The organism is Nocardia concava NBRC 100430, assembly GCF_000308815.1.
In the GTDB taxonomy this organism is placed as follows: domain Bacteria; phylum Actinomycetota; class Actinomycetes; order Mycobacteriales; family Mycobacteriaceae; genus Nocardia; species Nocardia concava.
Genome location: NZ_BAFX01000146.1, coordinates 1 through 26,868, shown reverse-complemented (window position 1 = coordinate 26,868; position 26,868 = coordinate 1). Strand labels below are relative to the sequence as shown.

Sequence of the window (26,868 nt, the reverse complement as noted above, 5' to 3'; positions counted from 1 at the left end):
TACAGTCAGCAGTCGCAACCGCAGTCGCAGCAGTCGCCGCACTCGCAGCAGCCATCGCAATCGCAGCAGTCTCCGCAGTCGCAGCAATCGCAATCGCAATCGCACCGATTGACCCAGGCATCCTTGCGCTGACCGCTGCACGGGCGCGTATGCGTTGCGCAACAGGCGTATCCGGTGCAGTACTGGGTGCAGATGATGCCGAGCCCCTCGAACAGGTTGGGGCCCTGCGGCGGGCCCGGCGGCTCCAGACCGGGTTGCGGGGTGAACGGCGCACCCGGTTGCCACGGCTGCTGACCGCGCGCGCCGGAGTCGCCGCTCTCGAACAGCCCCGGACGGGTTTCGGTGAGAGTGGCGACGGTGCCCGCCGAGGCCGACCCCGAACCGGTCGGTGAGGTGCGACAGGCGCGGGTGGTACACGTGTGCGCGATGCCCGCGGCGCGGCCGAGTTCGCGCACCACGCCGTGCAGCGGGTCCAGCAGGCTCCAGCGGATGGTGGCGGCGCGGTCCAGGGCGACGCTCGCCAGCGCCGCGCGCAGCAGCGAATTCGATTCGGCCACCAGGGCATGCGCCCGCTCCGGCGAGGTATCGGTGGCCGTCAGCGGGTTGAAGCGGCCGCGCGCACGGTCGGAGTCGAGATCCTCCAGCGCGTCGGCCAGATGTGCGATGCGGCCGAAATGCCATCCGGCCTCGCGCAGGGCGTGCGCGTTCTCGGGCCGGTCGGCCAGCATCGCGGTGTGCGCGAACAACTCCGCGGCGCACAGCTGAGTGGGCGCGGTCAGCTCCGCGAGGGTGCTGCCGGGCGAATTCTCCAGTCGGAGCTGGGATTCGATGGCGGCGATGAGCGGTTCGACATCGAGGCCCAGCGGTGCGGCGGTCGCCCGGGCCCGGGCATCCCACCGGGTCGAGACGCGGGCGAGGGGACGGCGGGCCAGCTTGCGGGTGTCACCGTCGTCGATGTGGTCGCGAATCTTGGCCGCGCCCAGCAGCAGTGACGCGGTCGCGGCCAGCCGGACACCGGGGGCGTCGGCGGCCACCACCGAGGCCCGCCGCATGCCCCGCAACGGGCAGGGCCCGGCGGCGGTCCGGGCGGAGGGCCGCGATTGCTGTGCCTCGGTGAGGATCTCCAGCACGATGGCATCGGTATTGGTCGCCGCCCGCGCCAGCTGACCGTGTCCGTCCCGCAATCCCAGGCACAGCCCGCACATGTGCGTCTGCCACGCCGACGGGTCGATCCCGTGCCGTGCCGCGCTGTGCGCGCACGGCTTGAGCAAGCCGAACACCTGTATCCCCGTTCCCCGGCCGCAGCCGTCCTGCGAAGTAGCTCGCAGCGACTCTAATTCAGGGAACGACCACGAGCTTGCCCGCAGCTTTACGGTCTTCCGCAGCCGCGGGGTGTCAGACCTGTTCGGCCTTCTTCTTGTTGCCCGACAGACCGCGCCAGGCGAGATCGTCGAGCAGGTCCACGGCCTCGGCCATCTCGATCTGTCCGCTGGCCACCCGGTCGGCGATGGCCTCGCCGGCGCCGATGACGGCGACCGAGACGACCTCGAAATTCGTGCCGGGCTCGGCGTACTTGGCGCTGGATTCCAGCAGCTTGGCGGTGAGCTCGATGACCCGGTCGCGGCTGTTGGAGATCTCCGAGGCGAAGGGCTGCTGGCCCAGGGCCTGCCGGTAGAGGACCTGCCAGGACAGGCGGTTCTGGTCGACGTAGGTCAGGAAGGCCTCGAGGCCCGCGCGCAACTGCTCGTGCGGGGTGAGCTTGGGGTTACCCGCGACCGCGACCGCCTCGATGAAGCGCATGGCCTCGCGGTGGATACACGCCCGGAAGAGCTCGTCCTTGGACCCGTAGTAGAGGTACAGCATCGGCTTGGAGATCTTCGCCTCGGCGGCGATGGCATCCATCGAGGTGTCGTGGTACCCCTTGCGCGAGAAGACCTCCACGGCGGCGTCGAGCATCTGCTGCTCGCGCACCGCGCGAGGAAGCCGTTTCGTTCCGCCTGCCATTCACACTCCTAAGCCCGGACAGTCGACGCCCTTGTGGAGTGTCGAAGTCCTTATCTTACTCCATGGTAAGTTCCGCGAGCGCGAATTGCCGTTGATTTGCCGAGGCATAGCGGTTGGCCTTGCCGGAGATCAGCAGAGCGGCGCGGAGCCCTTGAACTTTGCCACGCGCAGCACCGACTTATCCACTTGGGTTCCCGGCAGACGGCCACTCTTGACCGCTTCCTCGAGCCGATCGAGCACCTTCGGGACCGCATCGGTGGTGATCCACAGGGCATTGTCGGCCCCCGCGACCAGCGCTGCCTCGACCGCCTCCTCGATGTTCATCCGATTGGTGATGGCCGCCATGCCGCTGAGATCATCGGTGAAGATGACCCCCTCGAAGGGTGCTGCGCCATAGCCGGTGCCCTCCCGGAGCAATTTCATGACCTCCGGGCTGATGCTGGCCGGAACATTCGGAGTGGTCAGTCCGGGTACGTCCAGATGCCCGACCATGACCGCCGCGCCCGAGTCGACCAGCTGCCGGAACGGCACCAGATCGGTGTCCTGCATCTGATCCAGCGGCGGCGTGCGCACCGCACCGGTGTGCGAATCGCCCGAGCCGGATCCGTGGCCGGGGAAGTGCTTCATCACGCTGCCCACCCCGGCGTCCTTCAGCGCCCGGATGAACGCGCCCGCGTACTGCGCCACCACCTCCGGCTTGTCGGAGAAGGAGCGGTCGCCGATCACCGAATCGTCGGGCTGGCTGGTGACGTCCACATCCGGCGCGAAGTCCACGGTGATGCCCAGCGCCTTGAGCTTCTTCGCCCGCTCCAGGCTGAAGGTGTAGAACTCCTCCGGGCTCATGGTCTGCGCGATCACCTTGGCCGAGGGCGCGACCCCGATCAGGTCCTTGGCCCGCGAGACCCGCCCGCCCTCCTCGTCGATGGTCACCATGAGCGGAATCCGCGACGCCTGCTGCACCGCCTCGACCTGATGCTGCGCCAGCATGGCCTTATCGGTCCAGCTCCCGATGAAAATGCCGCCCACCTGCTCGGTCTTCACCACATTCGCGGCATCCGCCTGACCCGTGACCCCGACAGTGAGCAACTGCGCCAGCTTCTGCCGCAACGTGAACTGCGACAGGTACATGGCCCCGCAATCCCCTTGCGTCGGAGTGGTTGTCGGCGCCGTGGTGGTGCTGCTGGGCGCTCCGGTACTGGTCGAGGCCGATTCATTGGACGAGTTCGAGCCACTGGAACAGGCGGTCAGCGTGAGTGCGGTCACCGCGACGACGATCCCCGGAACAAGGCGCATGCCCCCGACGGTAGCCGACGTGCCCGCCGCGCCGAGTCATTGGCGAACCGCCGGGAGTTGTTTGTCCGTTTGTTGTTTCGGCTGTCCCGTCTACTGTTTCGGCAATTCGTGGTGGCCGCCGAAGGCCTGGCGCATGGCGGAGAGGACCTTGTCGGCGTAGAGGGATTCGCCGCGGGACGCGAAGCGCTGGAACAGGGCGGCGGAGAGGACCGGGGCGGGGACGCCCTCGTCGATGGCGGCGTCGAGGGTCCAGCGGCCCTCGCCGGAGTCGGAGACGCGGCCGCCGAAGGAGTCGAGGTTGGGGTCGGCGTGCAGTTCGGCGGCGGTGAGGTCGAGCAGCCAGGAGGCGACCACCGAGCCGCGACGCCAGACCTCGGTGACCTCGGGGACGTCGATGTCGTATTGGTAGTACTCGGGGTGTTCGAGGGGGGTGACCTCGGCGGAGTGCTCGCTGTCCTGGTGCTTGCCGACATTCGCCTTGAACAGGATGTTGAGGCCCTCGGCGTAGGCGGCCATGGCGCCGTACTCGATGCCGTTGTGCACCATCTTCACGAAATGGCCCGCGCCCACCGGGCCGCAGTGCAGGTAGCCCTGTTCGGCGGTCGACGGCGTGCCGGTGCGGCCGGGGGTGCGCGGCGCGGCATCCACGCCGGGCGCGATGGACTTCAGCAGCGGATCCAGGTGGGCGACGGTGTCGTTCTCGCCGCCGATCATCAGGCAGAAGCCGCGCTCGAGCCCGAAGACACCACCCGAGGTGCCGATATCGACGTAGTGAATGCCCTTGGGGCGCAGTGTCTTCGCGCGCGCGATGTCCTCGTGGTAGCGGCTGTTGCCGCCGTCGATGATGATGTCGCCGGGTTCCAGCAGCTCGGCCAGGCTGTCGATGACCGCGCCGGTCGCGCCCGCGGGGATCATCACCCACACCACGCGCGGGGTGTCGAGCATGGCCACGAATTTCGGCAATTCGGTGCTGCCCTGGAAGTTTTCCCCGAGTTCGGCGGAGAGCGCGTCGATGTTCTCGATGTGGCGCTCGCAACCAACCGCGGTGTGCCCGTCGCGCACGATGCGGCGCACGATATTCGCGCCCATCCGGCCCAGTCCGATCATCCCGAGCTGCATAGGTGTCTCCTCGCCTCGTCCGGTCCCCGGTCCGCCCCTATTGTCCCAATCGAAGATTGCGAATCTTTTTCCGATTGGATGGAACGGTGTGTAACGCCCTGAAACCGGTATCGATAGAAGGGGTGGCTCCGTGCTGTTGCCAGACCCCCGACCCGGCAACCGCACGGAGCTCTTTTACTGTCCCCGGTTATCGTTGCAGAAGATTTGCTGACCGCTGGGGAGGATGTTCGTGACCGAGGGAAGTTCCGGCGTACAACGGCTTCTGAATTCGAATGCGACCCGTCGCGCGGGAATCGCTGCCGGTGTGCTGATGGCCGCCGCCGGAATCGGATACGTGGTCGACTGGTCATTGTCGTCCGGGCATGTCCCGCGTGGCACGCAGGTTGCCGGAGTCGATATCGGCGGTATGGACCGTTCCGCCGCGCGCGCCGAGCTGCGGGCGGCACTCGATCAGCGTGTGGCACAGCCGCTCACGGTGCGCACCGGGGATATCACCGTCGATCTGGTGCCGCGGGACGCGGGGGTGAGCGTGGATTGGGACGGCACCTGGGCGCGGATCGGCGGGCAGCCGAAGAATCCCTTCACCCGGATCGCGTCGTTCTTCACCACCCGGGAGCTCGAGCCCGTGGCCGCGATCGACGCCACGGCGCTGGACCGGGAGCTGGCGGCGCTGCGCGCGCACGACCGGCAACCGGTCGAGGGCGGGATCGTTTTCGACGGCGCCCGGCCGGTTCCGGTGCGCCCGATACCCGGCCGCGTGCTCGATGTCCCGGCCGCGCGCACCACCCTGTCCGAGCACTGGGCCGATGGATCGATCCTGGAACTGCCGGTGGTGGAGACCCAGCCGCATGTGCGCGCCGATGCCGTCGACCGGGCGCTGAAGCAGATCGCCGAACCCGCCGTGAGCGCACCCGTCACCTTCACCGGGCAGGGCGGCGACGCCACCCTCGAACCCGACCGGATCGCGGCGGCGCTCTCGTTCCACGCGAACGACCAAGGCGGACTGGACCTCTCGACCGATGCCGAGGCGCTCACCGCGACGCTGGCCCCGCAGCTCCAGCCCACCGAGATACCGCCGCAGGACGCCGGTTTCGACCTGTCCGGTTCCCGCGCGACCGTGAAACCCGCCGTGGTCGGCCGTCTCGTCGACTGGGGCAAGACCTTCGAAGGCCTTCCCGCGGTGCTGGTTTCGCCCTCGAATCGTTCGAAAGCCGTGGTGTACCAGCAGGTTCAGCCCAAGCTGAGCACCGAGGACGCCGACAAGCTCGGTGTCGTCCAGCCGGTCGGCTCGTTCACCACCGGCGGCTTCAGCGGTCCCTCCGGAGTGAACATCCGCGTGATCGCCCGCAAGGTCGACGGCGCCGTGGTGAAGCCCGGAGAGACCTTCTCGCTCAACGACTTCACCGGTCCCCGCGGCACCGCGGAGGGCTACGTGGAATCCGGCATCATCAACAACGGCCGCCCCTCCACGGCCGTCGGCGGCGGCATCTCCCAATTCGCCACCACCCTCTACAACGCCGCCTACTTCGCAGGCCTCGAGGACGCGGGCCACACCGAGCACAGCTACTACATCTCCCGCTACCCCGCAGCCCGCGAGGCCACCGTCTTCGACGGCGCGATCGACCTGAAGTTCCGCAACAACACCCCCTACGGCATCGTCATCGACACCGCCGCCGACGATTCCTCGGTCACGGTCCGCCTGTGGAGCACCAAAACCGTTGAGGTCGAATCCATCACCGGCGACCGCACCAAGCCCACCGACCCCAAGACCGTCACCCTCCCCAAGGGCAAGGACTGCATCGCCTCCGACGGCGCACCCGGCTTCACCACCTCCGACACCCGCGTCATCCGGGATGCCAAGACGGGCAAGGAGATCTCCCGCAAGACCCGCACGGTGAAGTACGACCCCATCCCGGTCGTCAAGTGCGAATGACCCCCGCGAGCAGGCGGTCGACATGCCCGGCCGCCTGCTCCGGGTCGAGCTCACGGTCGGTGAGCAGCCGGTACCAGAACACGCCGAACAGCTGATCGGCGACGTGCTCGGCGTCGATCTCCGCCGGCACCTGCCCGCGCTCGACGCCCCGGTCCAGCAGCTGGACGACGACCGCGCGGCGTCCGGCCGCCCACTCCCCGAAGGGCCCCGCGAATCCGGGATCCAGCTGCGCCTCCGCCATCAGCCCGCGAAGTGCCTTGACCCGCACCGGATATGAGCCGATCCCGTACAGCCGGGCGGTGAATTCCACCAGATCGGCGCGGATATCACCGGTATCGGGCACCGGCATGCGCTGTTCGACGATCCCCCGGTACGCCTCCATCACCAACTCGGGCTTGGATTTCCACCAGCGGTAGATCGTGCTCTTGGCGACATTGGCCTGCTGCGCAACGCCTTCCATGGTGATGCGCCGGTAGCCGATCTCCTCCAGCAGCTCGGCCGTGGCGGCGAGCACGGCATCGTGGGCGTCCTGGCTGCGGACCCGGCCGCCGGTGCGGGCGGGGCGATCGGTCGTGGGCATGGGGTCACGGTAGCAGCGCTCTTGACGCCAATCGAATCGAAACGTAGCGTTTCGATTTATGAGCACGATCGTCGTCTCCCACGGCTACGCGATGACCCCCGAAGACCACTGGTACGGCTACCTGCGCACGGAACTGCCGGGCGACGAGGTCCGCATCCCCGCCCTGCCCGAACCCACCGAACCCGTTGCTGCCGACTGGCTCTCGACGCTGCAGAAGCAGCTCATCGACGTCGACCCCGCCGACACCGTCCTGGTCGGCCACAGCCTCGGCGGCGTCAACCTGCTGCGCCTGCTGCAGCGCCACGACACCGAAACCCTGGGCCCCTTCGCGGGTGTCGTGCTGGTCGCCTCCATGGCGGGCGAGGTCGGCTACGACGCCCTGGCCCCGTTCTTCGAGGGCGGCTTCGACTGGCCCCGAATCCGCCGCGCCGCCAAGTCCTTCCGCATCCTGCACGCCGCGAACGACCCGGTCACCGGCGCGGCGACCCCTGACCACATCATGAAATTCGTAACCGAATTGGGCGCGACCGCCACGGTCACCCCCGAGGGCGGCCACTTCCCGAGCACCGGCGACACCGCCACCGAACTCCCCGAGGCCCTCCGCCTCGTCCGGGAAGTCTTGTCCCGATAAAAGGAATGGGGCCCGGGTATCTACCCGGGCCCCATCCTTATTCAGCTTTCACGGGGTGAAACCCCTTGCGCCGTCGCGTCAGAAGGCGGCTTCGTCCAGCTCCATGATGTCGTTGTCCAGGTTGGACAGGACGGTGCGGATGGAGGTCAGCTCCGGCAGCACGTTGCGGGCGAAGAACTGGGCGGTGGTGATCTTGCCCTGGTAGAAGGGCTCGGTGGAGCCGTTGTCCAGCGCGTTGATCGCGACCTCGGCCTGCGCCAGCAGCAGCCAGCCGATGATCAGGTCGCCGACGGCCAGCAGGAAGCGGACCGAACCCAGGCCGACCTTGTAGAGCTCCTTCGGGTCCTGCTGGGCGGCCATCAGGTGCCCGGTCAGGGTGGCGGCCATGCCCTGGACATCCTCGAGGGCGGTGGCGAGCAGCTTGCGCTCGGCCTTCAGGCGGCCGTTGCCACCCTCGCGCTCGATGAACTTCTGCACCTGGCCGGCCACGTGGGCCAGCGCCACGCCGCGGTCGCGGGCGATCTTGCGGAAGAAGAAGTCCTGCGCCTGGATGGCGGTGGTGCCCTCGTACAGCGAGTCGATCTTGGCGTCGCGGATGTACTGCTCGATCGGGTAGTCCTGCAGGAAGCCGGAGCCACCGAAGGTCTGCAGCGAATCGGTCAGGTACTGGTAGGCCCGCTCGGAGCCGACACCCTTGACGATCGGCAGCAGCAGGTCGTTGACGCGAAACGCGGTGTCGGCGTCGGCACCCGAGACCAGCTCGGCGATATCGGCGTTCTGGTGCGCGGCGGTGTACAGGTACACGGCGCGCAGGCCCTCGGCGTACGCCTTCTGCATGGCCAGCGAACGACGCACGTCCGGGTGGTGGGTGATGGTGACGCGCGGGGCGGCCTTGTCGGTCATCTGGGTCAGGTCGGCGCCCTGGACACGGGTCTTGGCGTACTCGAGCGCGTTCAGGTAACCGGTCGACAGGGTGGCGATGGCCTTGGTGCCCACCATCATTCGAGCGTTCTCGATGACGTCGAACATCTGCGCGATGCCGTTGTGGACCTCGCCGACCAGCCAGCCCTTGGCGGGCACGCCGTGGCCGCCGAAGGTGACCTCACAGGTGGCCGAGACCTTGATGCCCATCTTGTGCTCGACGTTGGTGACGAACACGCCGTTGCGCTCACCCAGGGTCTGGGTGTCGAAGTCGAAGTGGAACTTCGGCACGTAGAACAGCGACAGGCCCTTGGTGCCCGGGCCGGCGCCCTCGGGGCGGGCCAGTACCAGGTGCATGATGTTCTCGAACAGGTCGTCGGAGTCACCCGAGGTGATGAAGCGCTTGACGCCCTCGATGTGCCAGGAGCCGTCCTCCTGCTGGATCGCCTTGGTGCGGCCGGCGCCGACGTCGGAGCCCGCGTCGGGCTCGGTCAGCACCATGGTGGCGCCCCAGTTGCGGTCGGCGATGATCTGAGCCCACTTCTTCTGCTCATCGGTGCCGTTGTTGTAGAAGACCTGCGCGAAACCCGCACCGGCGGCGTACATCTGGGCGGGCGGGTTGGAACCCAGCACCATCTCACCCAGCGCCCAGCCGACGACGGAGGGGGCGCCCAGGCCGCCGAGCTCCTCGCGGACCGGCACCTTGGACCAGCCGCCGTCCTCGAGGGCGCGGTAGGACTTCTTGAAGGATTCGGGGAGCTTGACCGTGTGGGTCTCCGGGTCGAACACCGGCGGGTTGCGGTCGCCGTCGACGAACGAGTCGGCCAGCGGGCCCTCGGCCAGGCGGCGGACCTCGTTCAGCATCTCCTTGACGGTGTCGGCGTCGAGGTCGCCGTAGGCGCCCGCGTCGAGCAGCTTCTGGATGCCCAGGAACTCGAAGAGGTTGAACTCGAGGTCGCGAACGTTGCTCTTGTAGTGACCCATGGTCGTACTCACTCTCCATTGAGATGGGTGCGGTTCGGTGTGTGCCGTTCCCGCCCGTTAGGTCTCCACCGGGTAGACACCGTAAAGCAGCGCTACTGGCGGGTAACTTATGCGCCATGTTACCGGCCGGTAGGGGGGTCGCCAAGGTCAACGGGGCCGAATGTGACTGAAAGCACGCGAGTTGCCCGGGCCCGGGGTTCCGTTGAGCCCGTGAGGATCCCGTTGTCGCAGCTAGGGGAGCCGCGGGGAGATCGATGCCGGTGGGACATGAGTCCCTCGACACAGCGGCGGGGCGGGAGTAAGCAAACGCCCCGCTGCTGGTTAGCGTGGTCGCATGCGCATCGAGACGAGTGCCGGACCGGCGGAGGTGGAGCTCGACCGACCGGGGCGGAACAAGCCCGGATTCCTGCTGCTGCTCACCCACGGTTCCGGCGGCGGCGTCGATGCGAAAGATCTACTGGCCGTACGGGATTCCGCTGTCGCGCAGGGCGGCGCGGTGGCGCTGGTGACACAGCCCTACCGGGTCGCCGGGCGGCGCGCGCCGGGCAAGGCCGAGGTGCAGGACGCGGCCTGGCTGGAGATCGTCGCGGCCCTGCGGAAGAAGGTGCGCGGGGTGCCGCTGATCCAGGGCGGGCGCAGCAATGGCGCGCGGGTGGCATGCCGGACCGCGCGCGAGGCGAAGGCCGCGGGCGTGCTCGCCCTGTCGTTCCCGCTGCATCCGCCGGGCAAGCCGGAGAAGTCCAGGCGCGAGGAACTGCTGGCGCCCGGTGATATCGAGGTCGTCGTGGTCAACGGGGCGCGCGACCCGTTCGGCATTCCGGAAGCCGCCGACGCCACCGAGGTGCATGTCATTGCGGGACAGGCGCATTCGTATCGCGCCGGGTTCGACGAGATCGTCGCCGCGGTGACGCCGTGGCTGGAGCGCTGGTCCGCGAAGTGAGGGTCGGCTAGAAGAGGTCCAGCGCGGGCGGCTGCGGGACGCCGCCCAGGGCGGGCTCCTCGGCCGGGGGTTCCGGAATCGGCTTGGTGGCCACCACCAGGGCGTCGATGGCGTCGCGGTGCTCGGTGGGGCGGTGCACGCGGTCGGCGACCCGGATGCGGATCTCGGGTTCGGCCGGGGCGAGGTCGGCGAGGATGTCGGCGGGGGTGAAGGTCAGGGCCGGATTCTGTTCGCCGCCATAGCCTTCCGCCAGATTGAGGGTGTCATTGCCGATGACCAGCAGGGTGGCCCCCGGGGAGAGCATCTCGACCGCGTGCAGCAGCAGGGCGCGGCGCTCGTCGGCGGGCAGGTGCAGGAAGGCCATGAGGATCAGCTCGTACGGGCCGGTGAGGTCGGCCGCGTCGAGCGTGTTGACGTTGGTGTGGACCCAGCGGATGCGCCCGCGCACCGAGCGCGACAGCCGCGAGGCGACGGTGCGGCCCTTGTCGATTCCGGTCTGGGAGAAGTCGACGGCATCCACCTGCCAGCCGTGGGTGGCCAGCCACAGCGCATTGCGGCCCTCACCGCAGCCCAGATCCAGCGCGCGCGGCAGCTCGGGCCGGGGCTCCCCGATCCCGAGTCCGGCGGTCGGTACCCGCCGCTCCAGTCCGAAGACCTGCTCGACCACCGTCTCGTTCGGAGGTGCGCCCCACACCAATTCGGTAGCGGCGTAGTGCTCGTCCCATTCGGCGGCATCCATGGGCACGAGTCTAGGAGCGTCGCTGGTTACAGGGTCGTGTGCATGAGGAGCACGTTGTACTGGGAGTGGACGGTCGTGAGGAAGTAGAGGTCACGGCCGGTTTGGTAAGGGAAGATGAACGGCGCGTAGGCCGATGGCAGTTCCCGTGTATCGATGAGCACCGAGGGCGCGCTCCACGGACCCTCCGGGCTGGGCGAGGTGTACATGACCACCGAGTTCCAGGGATCGGTGGTGAGCATGATGTATTGGCCCAGATAGTCGTTCCACTGCACGGACATCTCCGCGATGCCGCCGCCGATGACCGGCTTCGCCGCGTTCACGTCCTTCTGCCACTTGCCGCCGTCCCAGTATTCGTACGCGCCCATATCGGTCACGGCCGGCTCGGGCACGCGCGCGACGAAGGCCGGGTGGTTGCGGCCGGATTCGGTGCCGAACTCGTAGAGGAATCCGTCGCGCTTGACGAAGGCGTTCATCTGGAAGTTGCCGTTGCCGCCGTCGTCGGGGCGGCGGGTGGCGGGCAGCTCGACCCAGTTCTCGCCATTGTCGCCGGATACCGCGAGGCTGGAGTAGTTGGTCGTCCACTCGCCCGGTTCGTCCCAGGTCTTGACCGACATGAGGCTCATGACCTGGGTGGGGCCCACCGAGATGGCCGCGGTCGGAATGCGGCTGATCTCGATGAAGGGGATCTTCGGGCTGGGGATGAGATCGCGCGCCTGGCCGAAGATGTCGCGCACCACGGAATCGAAGTAGATGCCGTTGGCCGGGTTCTGGGTGTGCGAGCGCACCAGGATGTTGGAGCGCCAGGCCCAGGTGCTGCCGACCAGCAGGTTGGGCAGGCCGAGCCCGGCGGTGTCGCCGAACGCGGTGAGCATCTCACCGTTGCCGTTGTCCCACATGATGCCGAGGTCGGTGCCGAGGACGTTGTAGGCCTGGGTGTTGTTGGGGCTGGCCATGCCCGTGACCTGGAAGACCGCCTTGGTGCGGCCGGGCAGCTGCGGCAGGCCGTTGGTGCCGTTGAGCACCGGAATCGGGTTGATCGCGTTGGGGTTGGCTGCGGCCGGCGTTGTCACGGTAAGGAGCAAGGCCGTGGTACCTGCGAGCGCGGACAACAGCAGGGGGGCGGCTTTGTTCAATGCGGTGCGTCCTCCGGGTCTCGCCGAATAATGCGCGGACCACACCGTATGTGACGGGCCGCACAATGCGTTCGACTCGTTGGCAAAGTGTGAAAATGCTAACAGCGGGCCCCGAATTCTGGGGCTTGCAAACCGAATTGTTTGCCGTGAGTTGGCTTACACCTCTTTGGTACCACGATTCAGCGCCTGGCGGATGATCAGCGGTAGCTGTGTCGCACGCTCGATCGCGAGGGTCCGGCGTACCGAGGACTGCCAGGTGCGATCGAACAGCCGCTTCGCGCTCGCCACCGCGTGTTGCGGGCGGGACGCGATCCGGTCGGCCAGCTTCTCGGCGGCGGCCAGCGGGTCCGCGGAGACCTCGGTGACCAGGCCGATGCGCTCGGCGTAGGCCGCGTCCACCGGGTCGGCGGTCATGGTGAGCAGCAGCGCCTGATCGATACCGATGAGCCGGGACAGCGTGGCCGCGCCGGTCATGTCCGGGATCAGCCCGTGCTTGACCTCCATCACCGAGAATTCGGAATCCGGTGTGGCGAACCGGAAATCGGCGGCCAGCGCGATCTGCAGGCCGCCGCCGTAGCAGCGGCCGTGCACCACGGCGATCACCGGCTGCGGCAGTCGCCGCCACGCCCAGCACGCCTCCTGGAAGGTATTGGTGCCGCGCCACGGCAGCGGGATGAAGTTGCGGACCACGTCGAGCGGATTGCCCATGGCCTTGGCGACATCGAGGCCGGAGCTGAAACTGGGTCCGTTGCCGGACAGGATGACGGTGCGGATGTCCTTGCGCTGCTCGATCACCCGCGCGACCCGCACCAGCTCGTTCAGCATGTCGATGGTCAGCCCGTTGTGCTTGTCGGGGCGGTCCAGGGCCACATACGCGCGGTCGCCGTCGACGGTGAGGGAAACGTTGTGGCTCATGGTCTTTCCTTGTCGGAGCTGGTCGAGGGGCAGGATCAGAGCTGGTCGAGGAGCAGGCGGGCGCAGCCGGCCGGGTCGTCGTAGAAGGGCGTGTGGCCGCTGCCGTGCAGCGTGACATGCCGCGCGCCGGGCAGGACGGCGCGGGCGCGCCGGGCCTGGGTGGCGTACGTGAGCAGAATGTCACGATTGCCCCAGGCGATGGTCATCGGGATGCCGTCGAAGGCGGTCCGGTCGGGGAGCCGGAAATCGGTGAAGGAGGCCAGCGCCGCATCGAAACCCTCCGCGCCGAGCAGGCCCTCCACGGTGTCCACGGCCACCCGCGGGTCGAGCGCCCAGGGCTTGCCGAACACCAGGCCGAGGAAAGTGGAACGGCCCGCGGCATTTCCGAACAGGGTGGGGACGGCCGGATGCAGCACCTTGGTGAGCTGCTTGGCGCGGCCCAGCGCCTGCTGGCACCAGATCCGCCCGGGCGTGTCCCAGAACGCGATGGGGGAGAACGCCGTGACCGAACGGGCCAGGCCGCGCGCGGCCAGATCCAGCACGATGCCGCCGCCCATGGAATTGCCTGCCAGATGCGGGTTTTCGAGGCCTTCCGCGGCGAGGAAGTCGACCAGTGCGTCGGCGAGGGTGGAGACCGTGGTGTGCGGCAGCGGTTCGCTGCCGCCGAAACCGGGCAGGTCGACGGCGATCACGTCGAAGGATTCGGCGAGCGTGCCGATGATCGGCTCCCACACCTGCCAGCGGCTGCCCACGCCGTGCACCAGCACGAGCGGATCCCCGCTGCCGGTGCGGTGGTGGTTCAACTTCGTCATTGCGCGACTCCCCACGAGACCCGATCCTGCCGGGTCTCACCCTACAGTCGTTGACACGTCGCCAACAGGACGGAAATCGGGGCTCCGGAAGTACGATAAAAGGTATGGCAACCCGGAAAGTGACGCTGTCGCTGGACGAGGCGGCCTGGTCCTATGCACAGGATGCCGCCGCCCGCGCGGGCATCTCGCCGTCGGCGTGGATCTCCCGCGCCGCGCGTCGTGAGGCCGTGCGGCTGGGTTTCGGCCCGGCGCAGGACCCGGTCGAACTCGCCGCGGCCGACGAGGCGGAAATGCGCGCCGCCGAGAAGGAGCTGCGTGCGCAGGGGTGAACTCTGGGTCTACCACCCGCACGGCACCACCCGAACCCGCACCATCGTTCTCATCTCCAGCGACGGCATCAACGAGTCGCCTCGGCCCTGGCTGATCGCGGCCGAGGTCGAGGCGGAGGATCCGCGCGACATCCTCGCCGTGCCCATTCCCGGCCACGGCTGGGTGCATGCCGGAAATCTGGGCCGCATCTATCGCGGCTGGCTGGACGAGCGGATCGACTCGGTCGACCACGAGACGGCCGAGCGAATCGACACAGCGCTGCGCGCGGCCATGGATCTGTGAGATCGTGCCTGCGGCAGTTTTCGTCCAGTTATTCGAGAGTCGAGGCCCCCGTGCGCATCTCCCTGTTCGCCGCCGCGCTCGTCGCGCTTCCCCTGCTGACCGCCTGTGGCGGCAGCGGTAGCGACAAGCCCGCCGATGTCAGCCAGGCGGACGTGTCCAAGGCGCTACAGGACGGTGGGCTCAAGGATGCCAAGCTCGCCGACTGCGCCGCGAAAATCTATGTGGATCAGGGTATTTCGCAGTCCGGGCTGCGCCTCATGATCAAGAACGACGCCAAGTCCGCGGCCGCGCAGGATCCGGAGTCGCTGGGCATGAGCAAGGAGGACGCGGACAAGGCCCGCTCCGCCACCACCAAGATCGTCACCGATTGCCTGAAGCAGCAGTAGTTTTCGATCTCCTCTTGTTAACCCTCGGGTGCCGGTGTGCAATCTCTGAATCGACCGGGATCGGCCCGGCATCCGGGAGGGACCACAATGCGGAAATCCGTCGTCGTGGCAGCGCTGCTGGCGCTGCCCCTACTGTCCGCCTGTAGCAACAGCCAGGAGGCGGCCACGCCCACGCCCACCGCGGCGGTGTCGGCCACCTCGGCCGCGGCCACCACCACGCCCGCGACCACGGTGTCCGGCGGGGCGACCACCAGCCCGGGCACGAGCCCCGGCGCGACTACGAGCCCCGGTGGCAGTGCCGCGCCGGGTGGCGGCCTGACCGCCGCGCAGATCTCGAAGGCCTTGCAGGACAAGGGAAACCTGAGTCAGACGACCGCTGACTGTGTGGCCAACATCTACATCCAGGAGGGCCTGTCCGACAGCGGCATCCAGAAGATCATCGACAGCGCCAACGGCACCAACCCGGCCAAAGTCAGCCTCGGTACCGACGACCTGATCAAGGCGGGGAAGGCCACCAAGCGCATCGCGACCGAGTGCTCCAAGTAGCGTCTGGCATGGAAAAAGCCCCCGCCTCGTGAGGCGGGGGCTTTTTTCTGAGCCGATGACGGGAATCGAACCCGCGCTACCTGCTTGGGAAGCAGGAGTTCTACCATTGAACTACATCGGCAGCGTCTTACTCGCGCTCGCGACTCTATCAGACGGTCTCCGACCCGATGCAACTCTTTACCGTTCCCGCTGGTCGAGGTCGGATTTTACGATCAAGTCCGCGCGTCGGGCGCGGCGCGCCGAAGATCGTCGAGTTCTTTCGCCGAAGCACCGAGTCTCGACTACGAGCGGTCGTAAACTGTCCCTCGGGTCGAAAACCCGTCCACCACAGGTAGTTTGGATGCGCTGAGCGTTTGCTGAAAATGCGCTAGGTGCTCCTGCTCGGCGGTCGAGGAGGACGTATGACCGCGGTGCCCGCTCGTGAAGTGCCCGAGCTCGAACCCTTGCGGCCTTATCCGCGGCGAATGGGCCCGAAGGGGTCCTTCCTGTGGAAGGCGCTCACCACCACCGATCCCAAGGTGCTCGGGATCATGTACACCTTCACGGCCGTCTCGTTCTTCCTGATCGGCGGCCTGATGGCGTTGCTGATGCGGGTGGAGCTGGCCCGCCCGGGCATGCAGTTCCTCTCCCCCGAGCAGTTCAATCAGCTGTTCACCATGCACGGCACGATCATGCTGCTGTTCTACGCGACACCGATCGTGTTCGGGTTCGCCAATGCGGTGCTGCCCCTGCAGATCGGCGCGCCGGATGTGGCGTTCCCGCGCCTGAACGCCTTCAGCTACTGGCTGTACCTGTTCGGCGCCACCATGGCTACCGCCGGATTCATCACCCCGGGCGGGGCCGCGGACTTCGGCTGGACCGCCTACATGCCGCTGGCCGAGCACGCCCCGGGCATCGGTGCGGACCTGTGGGTCATGGGCCTGGCGGTCTCCGGCATCGGCACCATCCTCAGCGGCGTCAACTTCGTCACCACCGTGGCCTGTCTGCGCGCCCCGGGCATGACCATGTGGCGGATGCCCGTCTTCACCTGGAACATCCTGGTGACCAGTGTGCTTGTGCTGCTGGTGTTTCCGATTCTGGCCGCGGCGCTGATGGCGATCGAGTACGACCGGCACCTGGGCGGCCACATCTACGATTCCTCCAACGGCGGCGCGATCCTGTGGCAGCACCTGTTCTGGTATTTCGGCCATCCGGAGGTGTACATCATCGCGTTGCCGTTCTTCGGCATCGTGACCGAGATCTTCCCGGTGTTCAGCCGCAAGCCGTTGTTCGGTTACACGACGCTGGTCTACGCGACGCTGGCGATCGGCGGCCTGTCGGTCGCGGTCTGGGCGCACCACATGTACGCGACGGGTTCGGTTCTACTGCCGTTCTTCTCGTTCATGACCTTCCTCATCGCGGTCCCGACCGGTGTGAAGTTCTTCAACTGGATCGGCACCATGTGGCGCGGACAGCTGACCTTCGAGACGCCGATGCTCTGGTCGGTCGGCTTCCTGGTGACCTTCCTGTTCGGCGGTCTGTCCGGGGTCGTGCTGGCGTCGCCGCCGCTGGACTTCCACGTGTCGGACTCGTATTTCGTTGTGGCGCACTTCCATTACGTGCTCTTCGGAACGATCGTGTTCGCCACGTTCGCGGGCATCTATTTCTGGTTCCCCAAGCTGACGGGGCGGCTGCTGGACGAGCGGCTGGGAAAACTGCATTTCTGGACGACATTCGTCGGCTTCCACACCACGTTCCTGGTGCAGCACTGGCTGGGTAATCAGGGCATGCCGCGTCGCTACGCGGATTACCTGCCCAGCGACGGATTCACCACGCTCAACACCATTTCCACCATCGGCTCGTTCATTCTCGGGTTCTCGATGATCACGTTCGTGTGGAATGTGTTCAAGAGCTATCGCTACGGCGAAGTGGTGACCGTCGACGATCCGTGGGGTTACGGCAATTCTCTCGAATGGGCCACCTCCTGCCCGCCGCCCCGGCACAACTTCTACGAACTGCCGCGCATCCGCTCCGAACGCCCGGCCTTCGAACTGCACTATCCGCACATGGTCGAACGCATGCGCGCCGAGGCGCACGCGACATGGGGGCTGCGCAAGCCGAAGCAGGTCACCGAGACCGGGCCAGTCGATTCGCCGACCGATCATTGACATACGCTCTTGCCCGTGCTGCTTTCAGATCGCGACATCCGCAAGGAAATCGCCAATGGGCGTCTCGGGGTCGAGCCGTTCGACGAGAAGCTGGTGCAGCCGTCGAGCATCGATGTGCGGCTGGACAGCCTGTTCCGGGTGTTCAACAACACCCGCTACACGCATATCGATCCCGCGCAGCGGCAGGACGAGCTGACCACGCTGGTCGAACCCGGCGAGGGCGAGCCGTTCGTGCTGCACCCGGGTGAGTTCGTGCTCGGGTCCACGCTCGAGGTGTGCTCGCTGCCCGACGATCTGGCCGGCCGCCTGGAGGGCAAATCCAGTCTGGGCCGCCTGGGTCTGCTGACCCATTCCACCGCGGGCTTCATCGATCCCGGATTCAGCGGGCACATCACCCTCGAACTGTCGAATGTGGCGAATCTGCCCATCACCCTGTGGCCGGGCATGAAGATCGGCCAGCTGTGCCTTTTCCGGCTCACCAGTCCGGCCGAGCACCCTTACGGCAGTGCCGCCGCGGGCTCGAAATATCAGGGGCAGCGCGGGCCGACGCCGTCGCGCGCCTACCTGAATTTTCCGGTCACCAAGTGAGTGGTGTTACGGGGTAAGGACGGCGGTTCACCGGCGCGCGTAAATCGGCCGCTGCCTGGACAGTTGACCGTCACTGGTGGCGCGAATACGCCGACCGGTGCGCGGGCTTACCGGGTGTACGGATGGCGCGCCACGTCGTAAGGTGACGGCGACAGTGTGTGGAAACGAGATGGGCATCAGATGAGTTCGGTTCTGGGAGTTTCGGTGGGGGCGGGCGCGGTTCGCGTCGCACGTCCGATCACCGATTCCGCCGAGCCCTTCGATGTGCAGGCGGTTCCGGTCGGGGAGCGGCGGGTCGACGAGCTGGCCGCGGATGTGATCGGCGCGGTGCTGGCCGCCGATCAGCGGATCAGCGCCACCGCCATCGCCTATCGCGACGAGAACCACGCGCGGGCCATCCGGGCCGAGCTGGCGCGGCGGCAGTTCACCAATTACGAACTGGTGCCCGATGTGGTGGCGGCGCTGGAATTCCTCGAATACTCCGGTGAGCTACAAGGTTTCGGCACGGTCGCCCTCTACGACCTGGGTGCGTCCGGTTTGTCCGTGACGGTGGTCGACACCGCCACTCGGCAGGTCTGCTTCAGCGAGCGCACCAGCGATATCAGCGGCGACTACCTGGATTCGCTGATCCGCGAACAGCAGATCGCCTCCGGGCGCATCGCGCATCCGCCGGACCACACCGGGCTGGCCGCGCTGGACGCGCTCTGCCGCCAGGCCAAGGAACAGCTCTCCAGCAGCAATGCGGTGGCCCTGCCCTCGACCGAGGGGCTGGTGTTGCTGTCGCAGGAGAATTTCGAGGCCCTCATCATGCTGGCCGTCGAATCCTCCGCGCGCATGACCCGCGATGTCATCCTGCGCTCCGAACAGCCGGTGCAGGCGGTCGCGCTGCTCGGTGGCTGCGCCCAGATCCCGCTGGTGGCAAGGGTTCTGCGGCGCTGGCTCGGCGTCCCGGTGATCGTGCCCGCCGCGCCCGACACCGTGGTGACCCGGGGCGCGGCCATGCTCGCCCGCCCGGTCATGCACCGGCCCGCGCCCGCGCCGTTCCCGGCGGCCGTGCACGAGCACACCCCGCCGCCGCCCGCGGCGGAGACCTCGCCCGCCTGGCTGAACGGTCCGGTCGCGGCGGAGAAGGTCGGCCGCCGCCGCGAGATCAGCCTCGCCGGTGTGGCGGTCGGCGCACTGGTCGTGGTGGCCGCCATCGGCGTCACCCTGGGCTGGGCACCCCAAGTCCTGGAACACGATTCGCAGCGCCAGGACGCCGTCACCAGCTCGGTCCCGACCACCACCACCCACTCGGCCGAACCCGCCACCGCCGCCCCCACCACCACCGACGCCACCAACGAGTCCCTGGCCGCACCCCCGCCCCGCGTCGCCGCCACCACGACCGAGGCCCCGACCACCACGGTCGGCCCCAACACCATCACGATCATCCCCGGCCTCCCACCGGTGATCGTCCCCACCTTGCCGCCCCTCTTCCCGGCCCCGCCCGCACAGGAGCACTGACGCAAGGGTTTTGATTCGCGTGCCGTACACGCCGAGTCCGCCCCGTCGACTGCCAGAAGGGGCGGACTCGGTGGGGCCGGCGCGCTCGGCGCCGGTGCGAGGACCGGCTGCGTTCAGTCCTCGCTTCCGGTTCCCACCGCCAGAGCTGTCGTGATAATCGCCGACAGGGGTGGGAGTTTGATGTCGCGCGCGGGCGGCGTCACCCAGTGACACCCCTCGCGGGTCCAGCGGCCCAGGCCGGTGGGCAGCATGACCGCGCTGCCGACCGCCGGAATGCCGATATCGAGGGTGTCGAGCACCTCCATGATCTGTGCGCCGGGCCGCGAATCCGGTTCGGCCAGCAGGCTCCAGCGGATCTGCCGGGCCAGCATGGGCGCGCCCTTGTGCCGCTGTTGCAGTGCGCTGCGGACCTTTTCGGCCCGCGCGACCGGCAGGTGCACCACCGCGATCTGCGCGGTGACGGGAAGCATGACGAATCCGCCGCGTTCGGTGACCGGTAGCCCGAACTCGTGCCGGTAGTAGGAAACCCAGTCATCGACTGTTCTGAGCTTGTCCGCGTTCACATCCCCGCCTCCTTCCCCTGACCACAAGGGTCGCCTGCCGGTGGCCGTCGTGAATACGCCCGTGCACTCGCCTTCCACTGCCTTTCCGCCGCCACTATTACCGATACGTATAACGCCTGGTACCTAAAAGGTTTCGGATGTGGTCGCGGCTTGTTTCCGCTCGTACCCTGGGTATCGGAGTTCGTTCGGAAGGGATGGCACCGTGGTCCGGCACTGGTCAGGCAAAGAGGCCCGGGCCCTCCGCGATGCCAAGCGCATGAGTATCCGGGAGTTCGCCGCACATCTGGGTGTGCACGAACGACTGGTCTCGAAATGGGAGGCCGGGGGCGATCGGGTGCATCCCCGTCCCATCAATCAGGCCGCCCTCGATACTTCCCTTGCCCGGTCCGACGATGTTGTGCGGGCACGGTTCGCGGCCTTGATCGACCAGCCCTCGAGCGACCGCCCCGCCGTTCCCGGTTTCGATGTGCGCCAAGGCGGTTCCGAGCTATGGAGCGGGATGCCCGCGCAGGCCAGTTATTCCAGCGACGCGGAACTGCTGGCACTCGTCGATACGGGTGCGATGAGGGGCGATGCGTTAGCGGCGATTTCGGAGAGGGATCTGATCATGGCGGCTGCCCATGAAGCAAGCGAGCACGCCGGCAGGGCGGAGAGCACCAATGTGGGTGCGACCATGTTGGAACAGCTCGACGCCGACGTCACTCGGATTGCCAACGAGTACGTCCACATGCCGCCGGTGCCGATGATGGTGGAGATGCTGCGGGTGCGGCGTCGGGTGTACCGGTTGCTCGAAGGCCATCAGCGTCCCGCTGATACGTCGCATCTGTACCTTTTGGCGGGTACTTTGTCCGGTCTGCTGGCGAATGCCAGCACCGATCTCGGTTATTTCGACGCCGCCGGCGAACAGGCCAGGGCCGCTTGGGCTTACGCCGAACTGTGCGAGCACAATCCGCTGCGCGCCTGGACCCGCGGCATGCAGGCCCTCATCGAATACCGTGCCGAGCGGCCCCGCCGCGCGGTGCTGCTGGCCCAGAGCGGGCACCGCTACGCCGAATCCGCGACCTCGCGGGTGCGGCTGCTCAACATCGAGGCCCGCATCTGGTCGCGGCTGGGCAGCACCCATGACACCGAACGCTGCATCCGCGCCGCCGACGACGCGCGCGACAGCGAGTCCAGCGACAACCTGCACGACGAGGTCGGGGGTGTGTTCGGGTTCAACCAGCCCAAGAGCCACTACTACGCGGGCGCGACCTACATCCATCTCGGGCAGGCCGAGCCCGCGCTGGACGCCACCAATCGCGCCATCGATCTCTATGTGAACGGGCCGACCGACAAGCGCTCCTACGGCGCGGAGTCGCTGGCCCGCGTGGACAACGCCGCCGCGCACCTGATCAACGGCAGCCTCGACGGTGCCGCCGCCGCCCTCGAGCCGGTGCTAGAGCTCGACGAGGACAAGCGCATCGCGCAACTCGAGGAGCGCCTGTCCGCCGTGCGGCAGCGCCTGGCCAGCCCGGAGTTCCGCGATGCGGGCGAGGCGCAGGACCTGGACGAAAGGATCGAGGAGTTCTGCGGCTCGACCGCCGCGCGCAGCGTACTGCCGCCCGATACAGCCCATTAAAGGTTCGCGGCGCGTCTCGATTCTGGACTGAGTGGAGCGGGGGAGCGAAGCGGAGGAGCGGAGGGAGGGAAGAATCGAGACTTCCAGCGCCGCGAACCCGCCCGGAGCGAAGCGGAGGGCAAATTAGATACTGCTTGGGTGAGCCCACAGAGTCACCTACCGCATCGGTCCCCGCGCGTCCTGGAGCAGTCGACGAAACTCCAGAACGTTCTCTATGAGATCCGGGGGCCGGTACACGCACACGCGGCGCGGTTGGAGTCCGAGGGACACCGGATTCTGAAGCTGAACATCGGCAATCCCGCGCCGTTCGGGTTCGACGCGCCCGACGTCATCATGCGCGACATGATCGCGGCGCTGCCCTACGCGCAGGGGTACAGCGAGTCGAAGGGCATCCTGCCGGCGCGGCGGGCCATCTTCACCCGCTACGAATTGGTGCCGGGCTTCCCGGAATTCGATGTCGACGACGTCTACCTGGGCAACGGCGTCTCCGAGCTGATCACCATCACCATGCAGGCGCTGCTCGACAACGGCGACGAGGTGTTGATTCCGGCGCCGGACTACCCGCTGTGGACGGCCATGACCTCGCTCGCGGGCGGCACCCCGGTGCACTACCTGTGCGACGAGTCCAACGGCTGGCAGCCGGACATCGCCGATATGGAATCCAAGATCACCGACAAGACCAAGGCGATTGTCGTGATCAACCCGAACAACCCCACCGGCGCGGTGTACTCCGCCGAGGTGCTGCAGCAGGTGGTGGACCTGGCGCGCAAGCATCAGCTGCTGCTGCTGGCCGACGAGATCTACGACAAGATCCTCTACGACGACGCCAAGCACATCTCGCTGGCCACGCTCGCGCCGGATCTGCTGTGCCTGACCTTCAACGGCCTGTCCAAGGCGTACCGGGTCGCGGGCTACCGCTCGGGCTGGCTGGTCATCACCGGGCCCAAGGAGCACGCGGGCGGTTTCCTCGAGGGCATCGATCTGCTGTCCTCCACCCGGCTGTGCCCGAATGTGCCTGCGCAGCATGCCATTCAGGTGGCGCTCGGCGGGCATCAGAGCATCGACGACCTGGTGCTGCCCGGCGGGCGGCTGCTGGAGCAGCGGGATGTGGCCTGGGAGAAGCTGAATACGATTCCGGGCGTCTCGTGCGTGAAGCCGACCGGTGCGCTGTACGCGTTCCCGCGGCTGGATCCGGAAGTCCATGAGATCCACGATGATTCGAAGCTGGTGCTGGATCTGCTGCTGCAGGAGAAGATCCTGATGGTGCAGGGGACCGGGTTCAACTGGCCGCATCACGATCATCTGCGCATCGTCACGCTGCCGTGGGCGCGCGACTTGTCGGTCGCCATCGAGCGATTCGGCAACTTCCTCGCGAGCTATCGGCAGTAGTTCCGGCTGAAAATACTCGATCGCGGGGTACATACGGGGTACGCTGGAGTACCGGCGCGCGTTCCGGTGTACCCCTTCTGACCTGCGCGGATCCGGCTCTGTCCACTCCTGGACATCCCCTAATGATGCCGATGGCGCAGGTGGGACCCTGGCTAAAACAGACCGCAGGTACGAAAAAGTTCGGTTTTTAGAGACTTAGCTAGCGCAAAGAACCGTCTTTTGTGTACAGTGGTCCTCGGCACCTAGAGTGCCCCGGCCGGACCGCCTACCCCCCCTGGGCCGTCCGGCCCTGCATTGGCTGGCCTACCCCCCCTGGGCCACCTATGCCGGGCGGCGGAGACATCCCCCTGCTCTCCGCCGCCCCCTGCAGCACCGCCTCCCCGGGCCTTCAGCGGACGGCTGAGAGCCGTTCGCCATCTCGCATCCGTGCCTGCGTTGGGAGCCGAAACAATTCTGGGCGTACCCGGCGAGTTACCCCGAACGTTGCGAAATCAGTTGTCGCCTTGGCATTCGAGAACCGACAACCTCTCAGCATGTCGGGAATGGTTTGCGTTTAGGCTCGCTGCGTGAGCGATCACCACCATCACCATCACGACCATTCCGGGCCAATTGCGATCGGGACGAATGCCGCCCGAGTCGTTGTCGGGCTACTCGCTGTGATCGGGGTGGCCGTAATTGCGGGGTTGGTCTGGTTATGGCCGAGTGCGCAGCATGTCGATATTCCGTTGCCTATGCAGAACGGCGGGGGCGGGGCGGTGAGCTCCGAGGCCGGGACCGTGGTCAAGCAGGATCTCGGGCCGTGTGGGGATGCGAACAACGGCAAGGTCTTCACGGTTGAGCCGGAGTTGTTGCCGGCGGCGCAGCAGCAGTGCGCGCGCAGTGTGGTTGCGATCAATTCCGGTGCGGACAAGGGGAGTTGGACGCTGTTCGTCAATTCGCCTACGCCGGATCAGCCGAAATTGAGTGTGGGGGACAAGATTCGGATCGTGCCGCAGAAGGCGCCGAAGACCGCGCAGGATCCGAATCCGGGGACCATCTACTCGTTCGACGATTACGCGCGCGGGCTGCCGCTGACCATCATCGTGATCGTCTTCGCGGTGGTGATCATCGCGGTGGCGCGGTGGCGCGGGTTGCGGGCGCTGATCGGGCTCGTCATCGCGTTCGGCGTGCTGGTGCTGTTCCTGCTGCCCGCGCTGCTGGAGGGCAAGCCCGCCATCCCGGTGGCCCTGGTCGCGGGCGCGGTGATCCTGTATTCGGTGCTGTATCTGGCGCACGGGGTGAACCTGCGCACCAGTTCCGCGCTGCTGGGCACGCTGACCTCGATGGTGGTGGCGGCGGTGCTGTCCTGGGTGTCGCTGAAGATCACCCACCTGACCGGACTGTCCGAGGAGCAGAACACGAATGTCGCCGCCTACATCCAGCACGTGAGCATTACCGGGCTGCTGCTGGCCGGATTCATCATCGGCTCGCTCGGTGTGCTCAACGACGTCACCATCACCCAGGCCTCGGCGGCCTTCGAACTGGCGGCCCTGGACGAAAAGGCCACCCGCCGCGGCATTTTCGCCGCCGCCATGCGGGTCGGCCGCGACCATATCGCCAGTACCGTCTACACCCTGGTGCTCGCCTACGCCGGTGGCGCGCTGCCGCTGCTGCTGTTGTTCAGCGTGGCCGGGCGGCCGATCAGCGATGTGCTGACCGGCGACGCCGTCGGCATCGAGATCGCGCGGTCCGCGGTCGGCGGTATCGCGCTGGCCCTGTCGGTGCCGCTGACCACCGCCATCGCGGTACTGCTGGCCCGGCCGCTGGGCGCGAAACCGGCCGCGGCGCCCGCGGGTACGGGCGCCAAGCGGACGCGAAGTGGTGCGGCGCAGCGGAATACGCCGCGCCGCGCGGGGCAGCAGGGTGGATCGCGCACCGGCTCCCAGCCCCTCGCGACCCGGACCGGATCACAACCTGCGGTGCGCCGCAGCGGAACTCCGCGCACCGGCGAGCAATCGGCGGTGCCCCGCAGCGGATCTCGAGCGGTGGTGCGGCGGGGTGGCGAGGGCAGCCCTCGCACCGGCGAATACCCGATCGCGCCGCGCACCGGTGAAGATCCCGCGGTACCGCAGTCCCGGGAGTCGTGGACTGGCGATCAGCCCGCGGTGCCGTTCGGTGGCAGTGGTGAACCGACCGTGCCGAGAACCAGTGTGGTGCAGCCGAATCCGGAGCCGGGGCATACGACATCCTCCTGGTTCAACCGCGATGAGCCGTGGAGTGAGCCGGAGCAGCGGAATTTGGGGTGGCCCGAGACGTCGAGCCAGAGCTGGCCGGAGCCGCCGGATGAGGAGTGGCCGGAGCCGCCGCGCGGTGGTCGGCACTCGCGACCCTGACGCGAAGCCGGTAAGAGAGCGCGAAAGACGGTGCGAGGGGCGTGTTCCCGGGGGAACACGCCCCTCTCCGTCAGGTACGGGCGGTGCGGTCCGATTCGGCGGTTTCGGCTCCGCTGCCCGCACCCAACGGGTCTCGGTGGCGGACGGTCAGTCGGTCATCTGCCAGAGCGCCGGGGCGGCAACGGGTGTCCAGCCGGGGTCGTAGACCGTGTGCGCCTGCAGGCAGCGGTAGCGCATGCCGTCATAGGTGACGATGTCACCGATGTTGTAGTGCGCGCCCACTTTCCACGCATTGGCGGCCGGCTGGCCGGGCGTGGTGGTCGGGTGCTGGTGGCCGGTGGTGGGCGGCGGCGTGGTCGTGGTGGGCGGTGTCGTCGTGACCGGTGGCGTGGTGGTCGGTGGCGTTGTCGTGGTCGGCGGGGCGGTCGTGGTGGTGGGCGGCGTTGTGGTGGTGGGGGTTCCGCCACCGCCGATTTGCAGGTCGATGCAGGAGTAGAAGGCGTTGACGGTGTCGCCGATGTTCCAGACGGCCAGCAGTTTCTGTCTGCCGGTGAAGCGGCTGAGATCGACTGTGTGGCTTACGCCTTCGGCTGGGGCGGGACTATTGCCGCCGTCGAAGGTCGCGACCTTGGTGCCGCCGATGTAGTACTCCCAGTTCTGAGTGCGGTGCAACGCGGAGAAGGTCCAGGTGAAAGTCACCGAGCTGCCTACGGATTGGACCTGCCAGGGCTTGGAGTCGTCGTCGAGTTCCGGGAAGCGGGCATTGCCGCCGCTGCATTTGTTCGAGCCCTTGGGCGCTTCCACGCTCTGCGGCTCGTATTGGATATCGCCGCAGGATAGGAGTCCCTGGGCGCATTGCGCCTGTCTGCTCAACGGTGCTGAGACGTAGCCATGAGCCTGGGCCTGGGTCGCGGGCAGGATCGCGACGATAACCGGTGCGATGCCGATGGCCCCGAGCATGGACAGACTTCTTCTAAAGAGCACGTGAATCCCCTTGGGAGAGTGGGGCAGCGGGGGCCGGCATGCTGTCCCATGACGGATCTAGGCTGTGATCCAGACCACTTTGTTGCAGAACTGTGCTCTAAAAAGTATGACTCGGTAACCCTTCGGTCAAGGGCCCTGACCTAGTTGGCCGAATTG

At 67.3% G+C, this 26,868-nt stretch carries 24 protein-coding genes, 1 tRNA gene and 1 pseudogene; 13 read left to right on the top strand and 13 right to left on the bottom strand.

Going from position 1 to position 26,868, the window contains the following annotated elements:
- Positions 1-5: 5 nt before the first annotated feature.
- The 4 genes from ON43_RS33850 to gnd all read right to left on the bottom strand — a co-directional run bounded on the left by ON43_RS33850 (position 6) and on the right by gnd (position 4,416).
- Positions 6-1,280 (bottom strand): DUF5685 family protein, encoded by a 1,275-nt coding sequence (locus tag ON43_RS33850; protein WP_040814120.1) that lies wholly within the window; start codon positions 1,278-1,280, stop codon positions 6-8.
- 115 nt (positions 1,281-1,395) lie between these two features.
- The gene (locus ON43_RS33845; protein ID WP_040814119.1) at positions 1,396-2,004 is read right to left on the bottom strand and encodes a TetR/AcrR family transcriptional regulator; all 609 of its coding nucleotides are present in this window, start codon (positions 2,002-2,004) and stop codon (positions 1,396-1,398) included.
- A gap of 129 nt (positions 2,005-2,133) precedes the next feature.
- Positions 2,134-3,297, bottom strand: coding sequence for a glycoside hydrolase family 3 N-terminal domain-containing protein (locus ON43_RS33840; protein WP_040814117.1), 1,164 nt, complete (start codon positions 3,295-3,297; stop codon positions 2,134-2,136).
- Positions 3,298-3,387: 90 nt separating this feature from the next.
- A complete protein-coding gene (gnd, locus tag ON43_RS33835) occupies positions 3,388-4,416 on the bottom strand; it encodes a phosphogluconate dehydrogenase (NAD(+)-dependent, decarboxylating) (protein WP_040814115.1) in 1,029 nt (342 codons plus the stop codon).
- Between the two features lie 229 nt (positions 4,417-4,645).
- On the opposite strand from gnd, the gene ON43_RS33830 reads away from it, so the two are divergent.
- Positions 4,646-6,349: a VanW family protein gene (locus ON43_RS33830; RefSeq protein ID WP_245568855.1), complete on the top strand. Its 1,704-nt coding sequence runs from the start codon at positions 4,646-4,648 to the stop codon at positions 6,347-6,349.
- On the opposite strand, the gene ON43_RS33825 is transcribed toward ON43_RS33830, so the two are convergent.
- The gene (locus ON43_RS33825; RefSeq protein WP_040814113.1) at positions 6,336-6,929 is read right to left on the bottom strand and encodes a TetR/AcrR family transcriptional regulator; all 594 of its coding nucleotides are present in this window, start codon (positions 6,927-6,929) and stop codon (positions 6,336-6,338) included. The two genes, ON43_RS33830 and ON43_RS33825, sit on opposite strands and share 14 nt — an antisense overlap.
- 58 nt (positions 6,930-6,987) lie before the next feature.
- Here ON43_RS33825 and ON43_RS42930 point away from each other — a divergent pair, with 58 nt between their 5' ends.
- Positions 6,988-7,560: an RBBP9/YdeN family alpha/beta hydrolase gene (locus ON43_RS42930; protein ID WP_051179592.1), complete on the top strand. Its 573-nt coding sequence runs from the start codon at positions 6,988-6,990 to the stop codon at positions 7,558-7,560.
- 78 nt (positions 7,561-7,638) lie between these two features.
- On the opposite strand, the gene ON43_RS33815 is transcribed toward ON43_RS42930, so the two are convergent.
- Entirely contained in the window at positions 7,639-9,465 is a 1,827-nt protein-coding gene (locus tag ON43_RS33815) for an acyl-CoA dehydrogenase (protein WP_040814111.1), read from the bottom strand.
- A 334-nt stretch (positions 9,466-9,799) separates the two neighbouring features.
- On the opposite strand from ON43_RS33815, the gene ON43_RS33810 reads away from it, so the two are divergent.
- Complete coding sequence (locus ON43_RS33810) at positions 9,800-10,405, top strand: alpha/beta hydrolase family protein (protein ID WP_040814109.1); 606 nt, start codon at positions 9,800-9,802, stop codon at positions 10,403-10,405.
- A gap of 7 nt (positions 10,406-10,412) precedes the next feature.
- Here the strand turns inward: ON43_RS33810 and ON43_RS33805 are convergent, their stop codons facing one another.
- From ON43_RS33805 to ON43_RS33790, 4 genes are all read right to left on the bottom strand, one after another.
- Positions 10,413-11,144 carry a class I SAM-dependent methyltransferase gene (locus ON43_RS33805; protein WP_051179591.1) on the bottom strand — a complete coding sequence of 244 codons (732 nt, stop codon included), beginning with the start codon at positions 11,142-11,144 and terminating at the stop codon, positions 10,413-10,415.
- 26 nt (positions 11,145-11,170) lie between these two features.
- A complete protein-coding gene (locus tag ON43_RS33800; protein WP_245568863.1) occupies positions 11,171-12,259 on the bottom strand; it encodes a glycoside hydrolase family 183 protein in 1,089 nt (362 codons plus the stop codon).
- 174 nt (positions 12,260-12,433) lie between these two features.
- Positions 12,434-13,192, bottom strand: a complete 759-nt coding sequence (locus ON43_RS33795; RefSeq protein ID WP_040814105.1) for a crotonase/enoyl-CoA hydratase family protein — start codon at positions 13,190-13,192, stop codon at positions 12,434-12,436.
- A gap of 35 nt (positions 13,193-13,227) precedes the next feature.
- Positions 13,228-14,004: an alpha/beta fold hydrolase gene (locus ON43_RS33790; protein ID WP_040814104.1), complete on the bottom strand. Its 777-nt coding sequence runs from the start codon at positions 14,002-14,004 to the stop codon at positions 13,228-13,230.
- A gap of 104 nt (positions 14,005-14,108) precedes the next feature.
- Here ON43_RS33790 and ON43_RS33785 point away from each other — a divergent pair, with 104 nt between their 5' ends.
- The 4 genes from ON43_RS33785 (at position 14,109) to ON43_RS33770 (ending at position 15,548) form a co-directional block, all read left to right on the top strand.
- Positions 14,109-14,333, top strand: coding sequence for a hypothetical protein (locus ON43_RS33785; RefSeq protein ID WP_040814102.1), 225 nt, complete (start codon positions 14,109-14,111; stop codon positions 14,331-14,333).
- Complete coding sequence (locus ON43_RS33780) at positions 14,320-14,616, top strand: hypothetical protein (protein ID WP_040814100.1); 297 nt, start codon at positions 14,320-14,322, stop codon at positions 14,614-14,616. The genes ON43_RS33785 and ON43_RS33780 overlap by 14 nt, the downstream gene beginning before the upstream one ends.
- A 50-nt stretch (positions 14,617-14,666) precedes the next feature.
- Positions 14,667-15,002: a hypothetical protein gene (locus tag ON43_RS33775; protein ID WP_040814097.1), complete on the top strand. Its 336-nt coding sequence runs from the start codon at positions 14,667-14,669 to the stop codon at positions 15,000-15,002.
- An 87-nt stretch (positions 15,003-15,089) separates the two neighbouring features.
- On the top strand, positions 15,090-15,548 hold the full coding sequence (locus tag ON43_RS33770) for a hypothetical protein (RefSeq protein WP_040814096.1): 459 nt from the start codon (positions 15,090-15,092) through the stop codon (positions 15,546-15,548).
- A 50-nt stretch (positions 15,549-15,598) separates the two neighbouring features.
- Here the strand turns inward: ON43_RS33770 and ON43_RS33765 are convergent.
- Positions 15,599-15,669 (bottom strand) — tRNA-Gly (locus tag ON43_RS33765).
- 280 nt (positions 15,670-15,949) lie between these two features.
- On the opposite strand from ON43_RS33765, the gene ctaD reads away from it, so the two are divergent.
- The 3 genes from ctaD (at position 15,950) to ON43_RS33750 (ending at position 19,786) form a co-directional block, all read left to right on the top strand.
- Complete coding sequence (gene ctaD / locus ON43_RS33760; RefSeq protein ID WP_040814094.1) at positions 15,950-17,695, top strand: aa3-type cytochrome oxidase subunit I; 1,746 nt, start codon at positions 15,950-15,952, stop codon at positions 17,693-17,695.
- Positions 17,696-17,710: 15 nt separating this feature from the next.
- Positions 17,711-18,283: a dCTP deaminase gene (gene dcd / locus ON43_RS33755; RefSeq protein WP_040814092.1), complete on the top strand. Its 573-nt coding sequence runs from the start codon at positions 17,711-17,713 to the stop codon at positions 18,281-18,283.
- 180 nt (positions 18,284-18,463) lie between these two features.
- Positions 18,464-19,786, top strand: coding sequence for a DUF7159 family protein (locus tag ON43_RS33750; RefSeq protein WP_063712678.1), 1,323 nt, complete (start codon positions 18,464-18,466; stop codon positions 19,784-19,786).
- A gap of 113 nt (positions 19,787-19,899) precedes the next feature.
- Here ON43_RS33750 and ON43_RS33745 read toward each other — a convergent pair whose 3' ends face one another.
- Complete coding sequence (locus ON43_RS33745; RefSeq protein ID WP_040814088.1) at positions 19,900-20,349, bottom strand: hypothetical protein; 450 nt, start codon at positions 20,347-20,349, stop codon at positions 19,900-19,902.
- A 256-nt stretch (positions 20,350-20,605) separates the two neighbouring features.
- Between ON43_RS33745 and ON43_RS33740 the strand changes: the two genes are divergently transcribed.
- The 3 genes and pseudogenes from ON43_RS33740 to ON43_RS33730 form a co-directional block, all read left to right on the top strand.
- Entirely contained in the window at positions 20,606-21,967 is a 1,362-nt protein-coding gene (locus ON43_RS33740) for an ABC transporter C-terminal domain-containing protein (protein ID WP_083913917.1), read from the top strand.
- A 138-nt stretch (positions 21,968-22,105) separates the two neighbouring features.
- Positions 22,106-23,356, top strand: coding sequence for a pyridoxal phosphate-dependent aminotransferase (locus tag ON43_RS33735; protein WP_040814084.1), 1,251 nt, complete (start codon positions 22,106-22,108; stop codon positions 23,354-23,356).
- Between the two features lie 566 nt (positions 23,357-23,922).
- Positions 23,923-25,212 (top strand): annotated as a pseudogene (locus ON43_RS33730) (YibE/F family protein); the annotation flags it as partial.
- 663 nt (positions 25,213-25,875) lie between these two features.
- On the opposite strand, the gene ON43_RS33725 reads toward ON43_RS33730, so the two are convergent.
- A complete protein-coding gene (locus tag ON43_RS33725) occupies positions 25,876-26,688 on the bottom strand; it encodes a lytic polysaccharide monooxygenase (RefSeq protein WP_086008083.1) in 813 nt (270 codons plus the stop codon).
- Positions 26,689-26,868 lie beyond the last annotated feature (180 nt).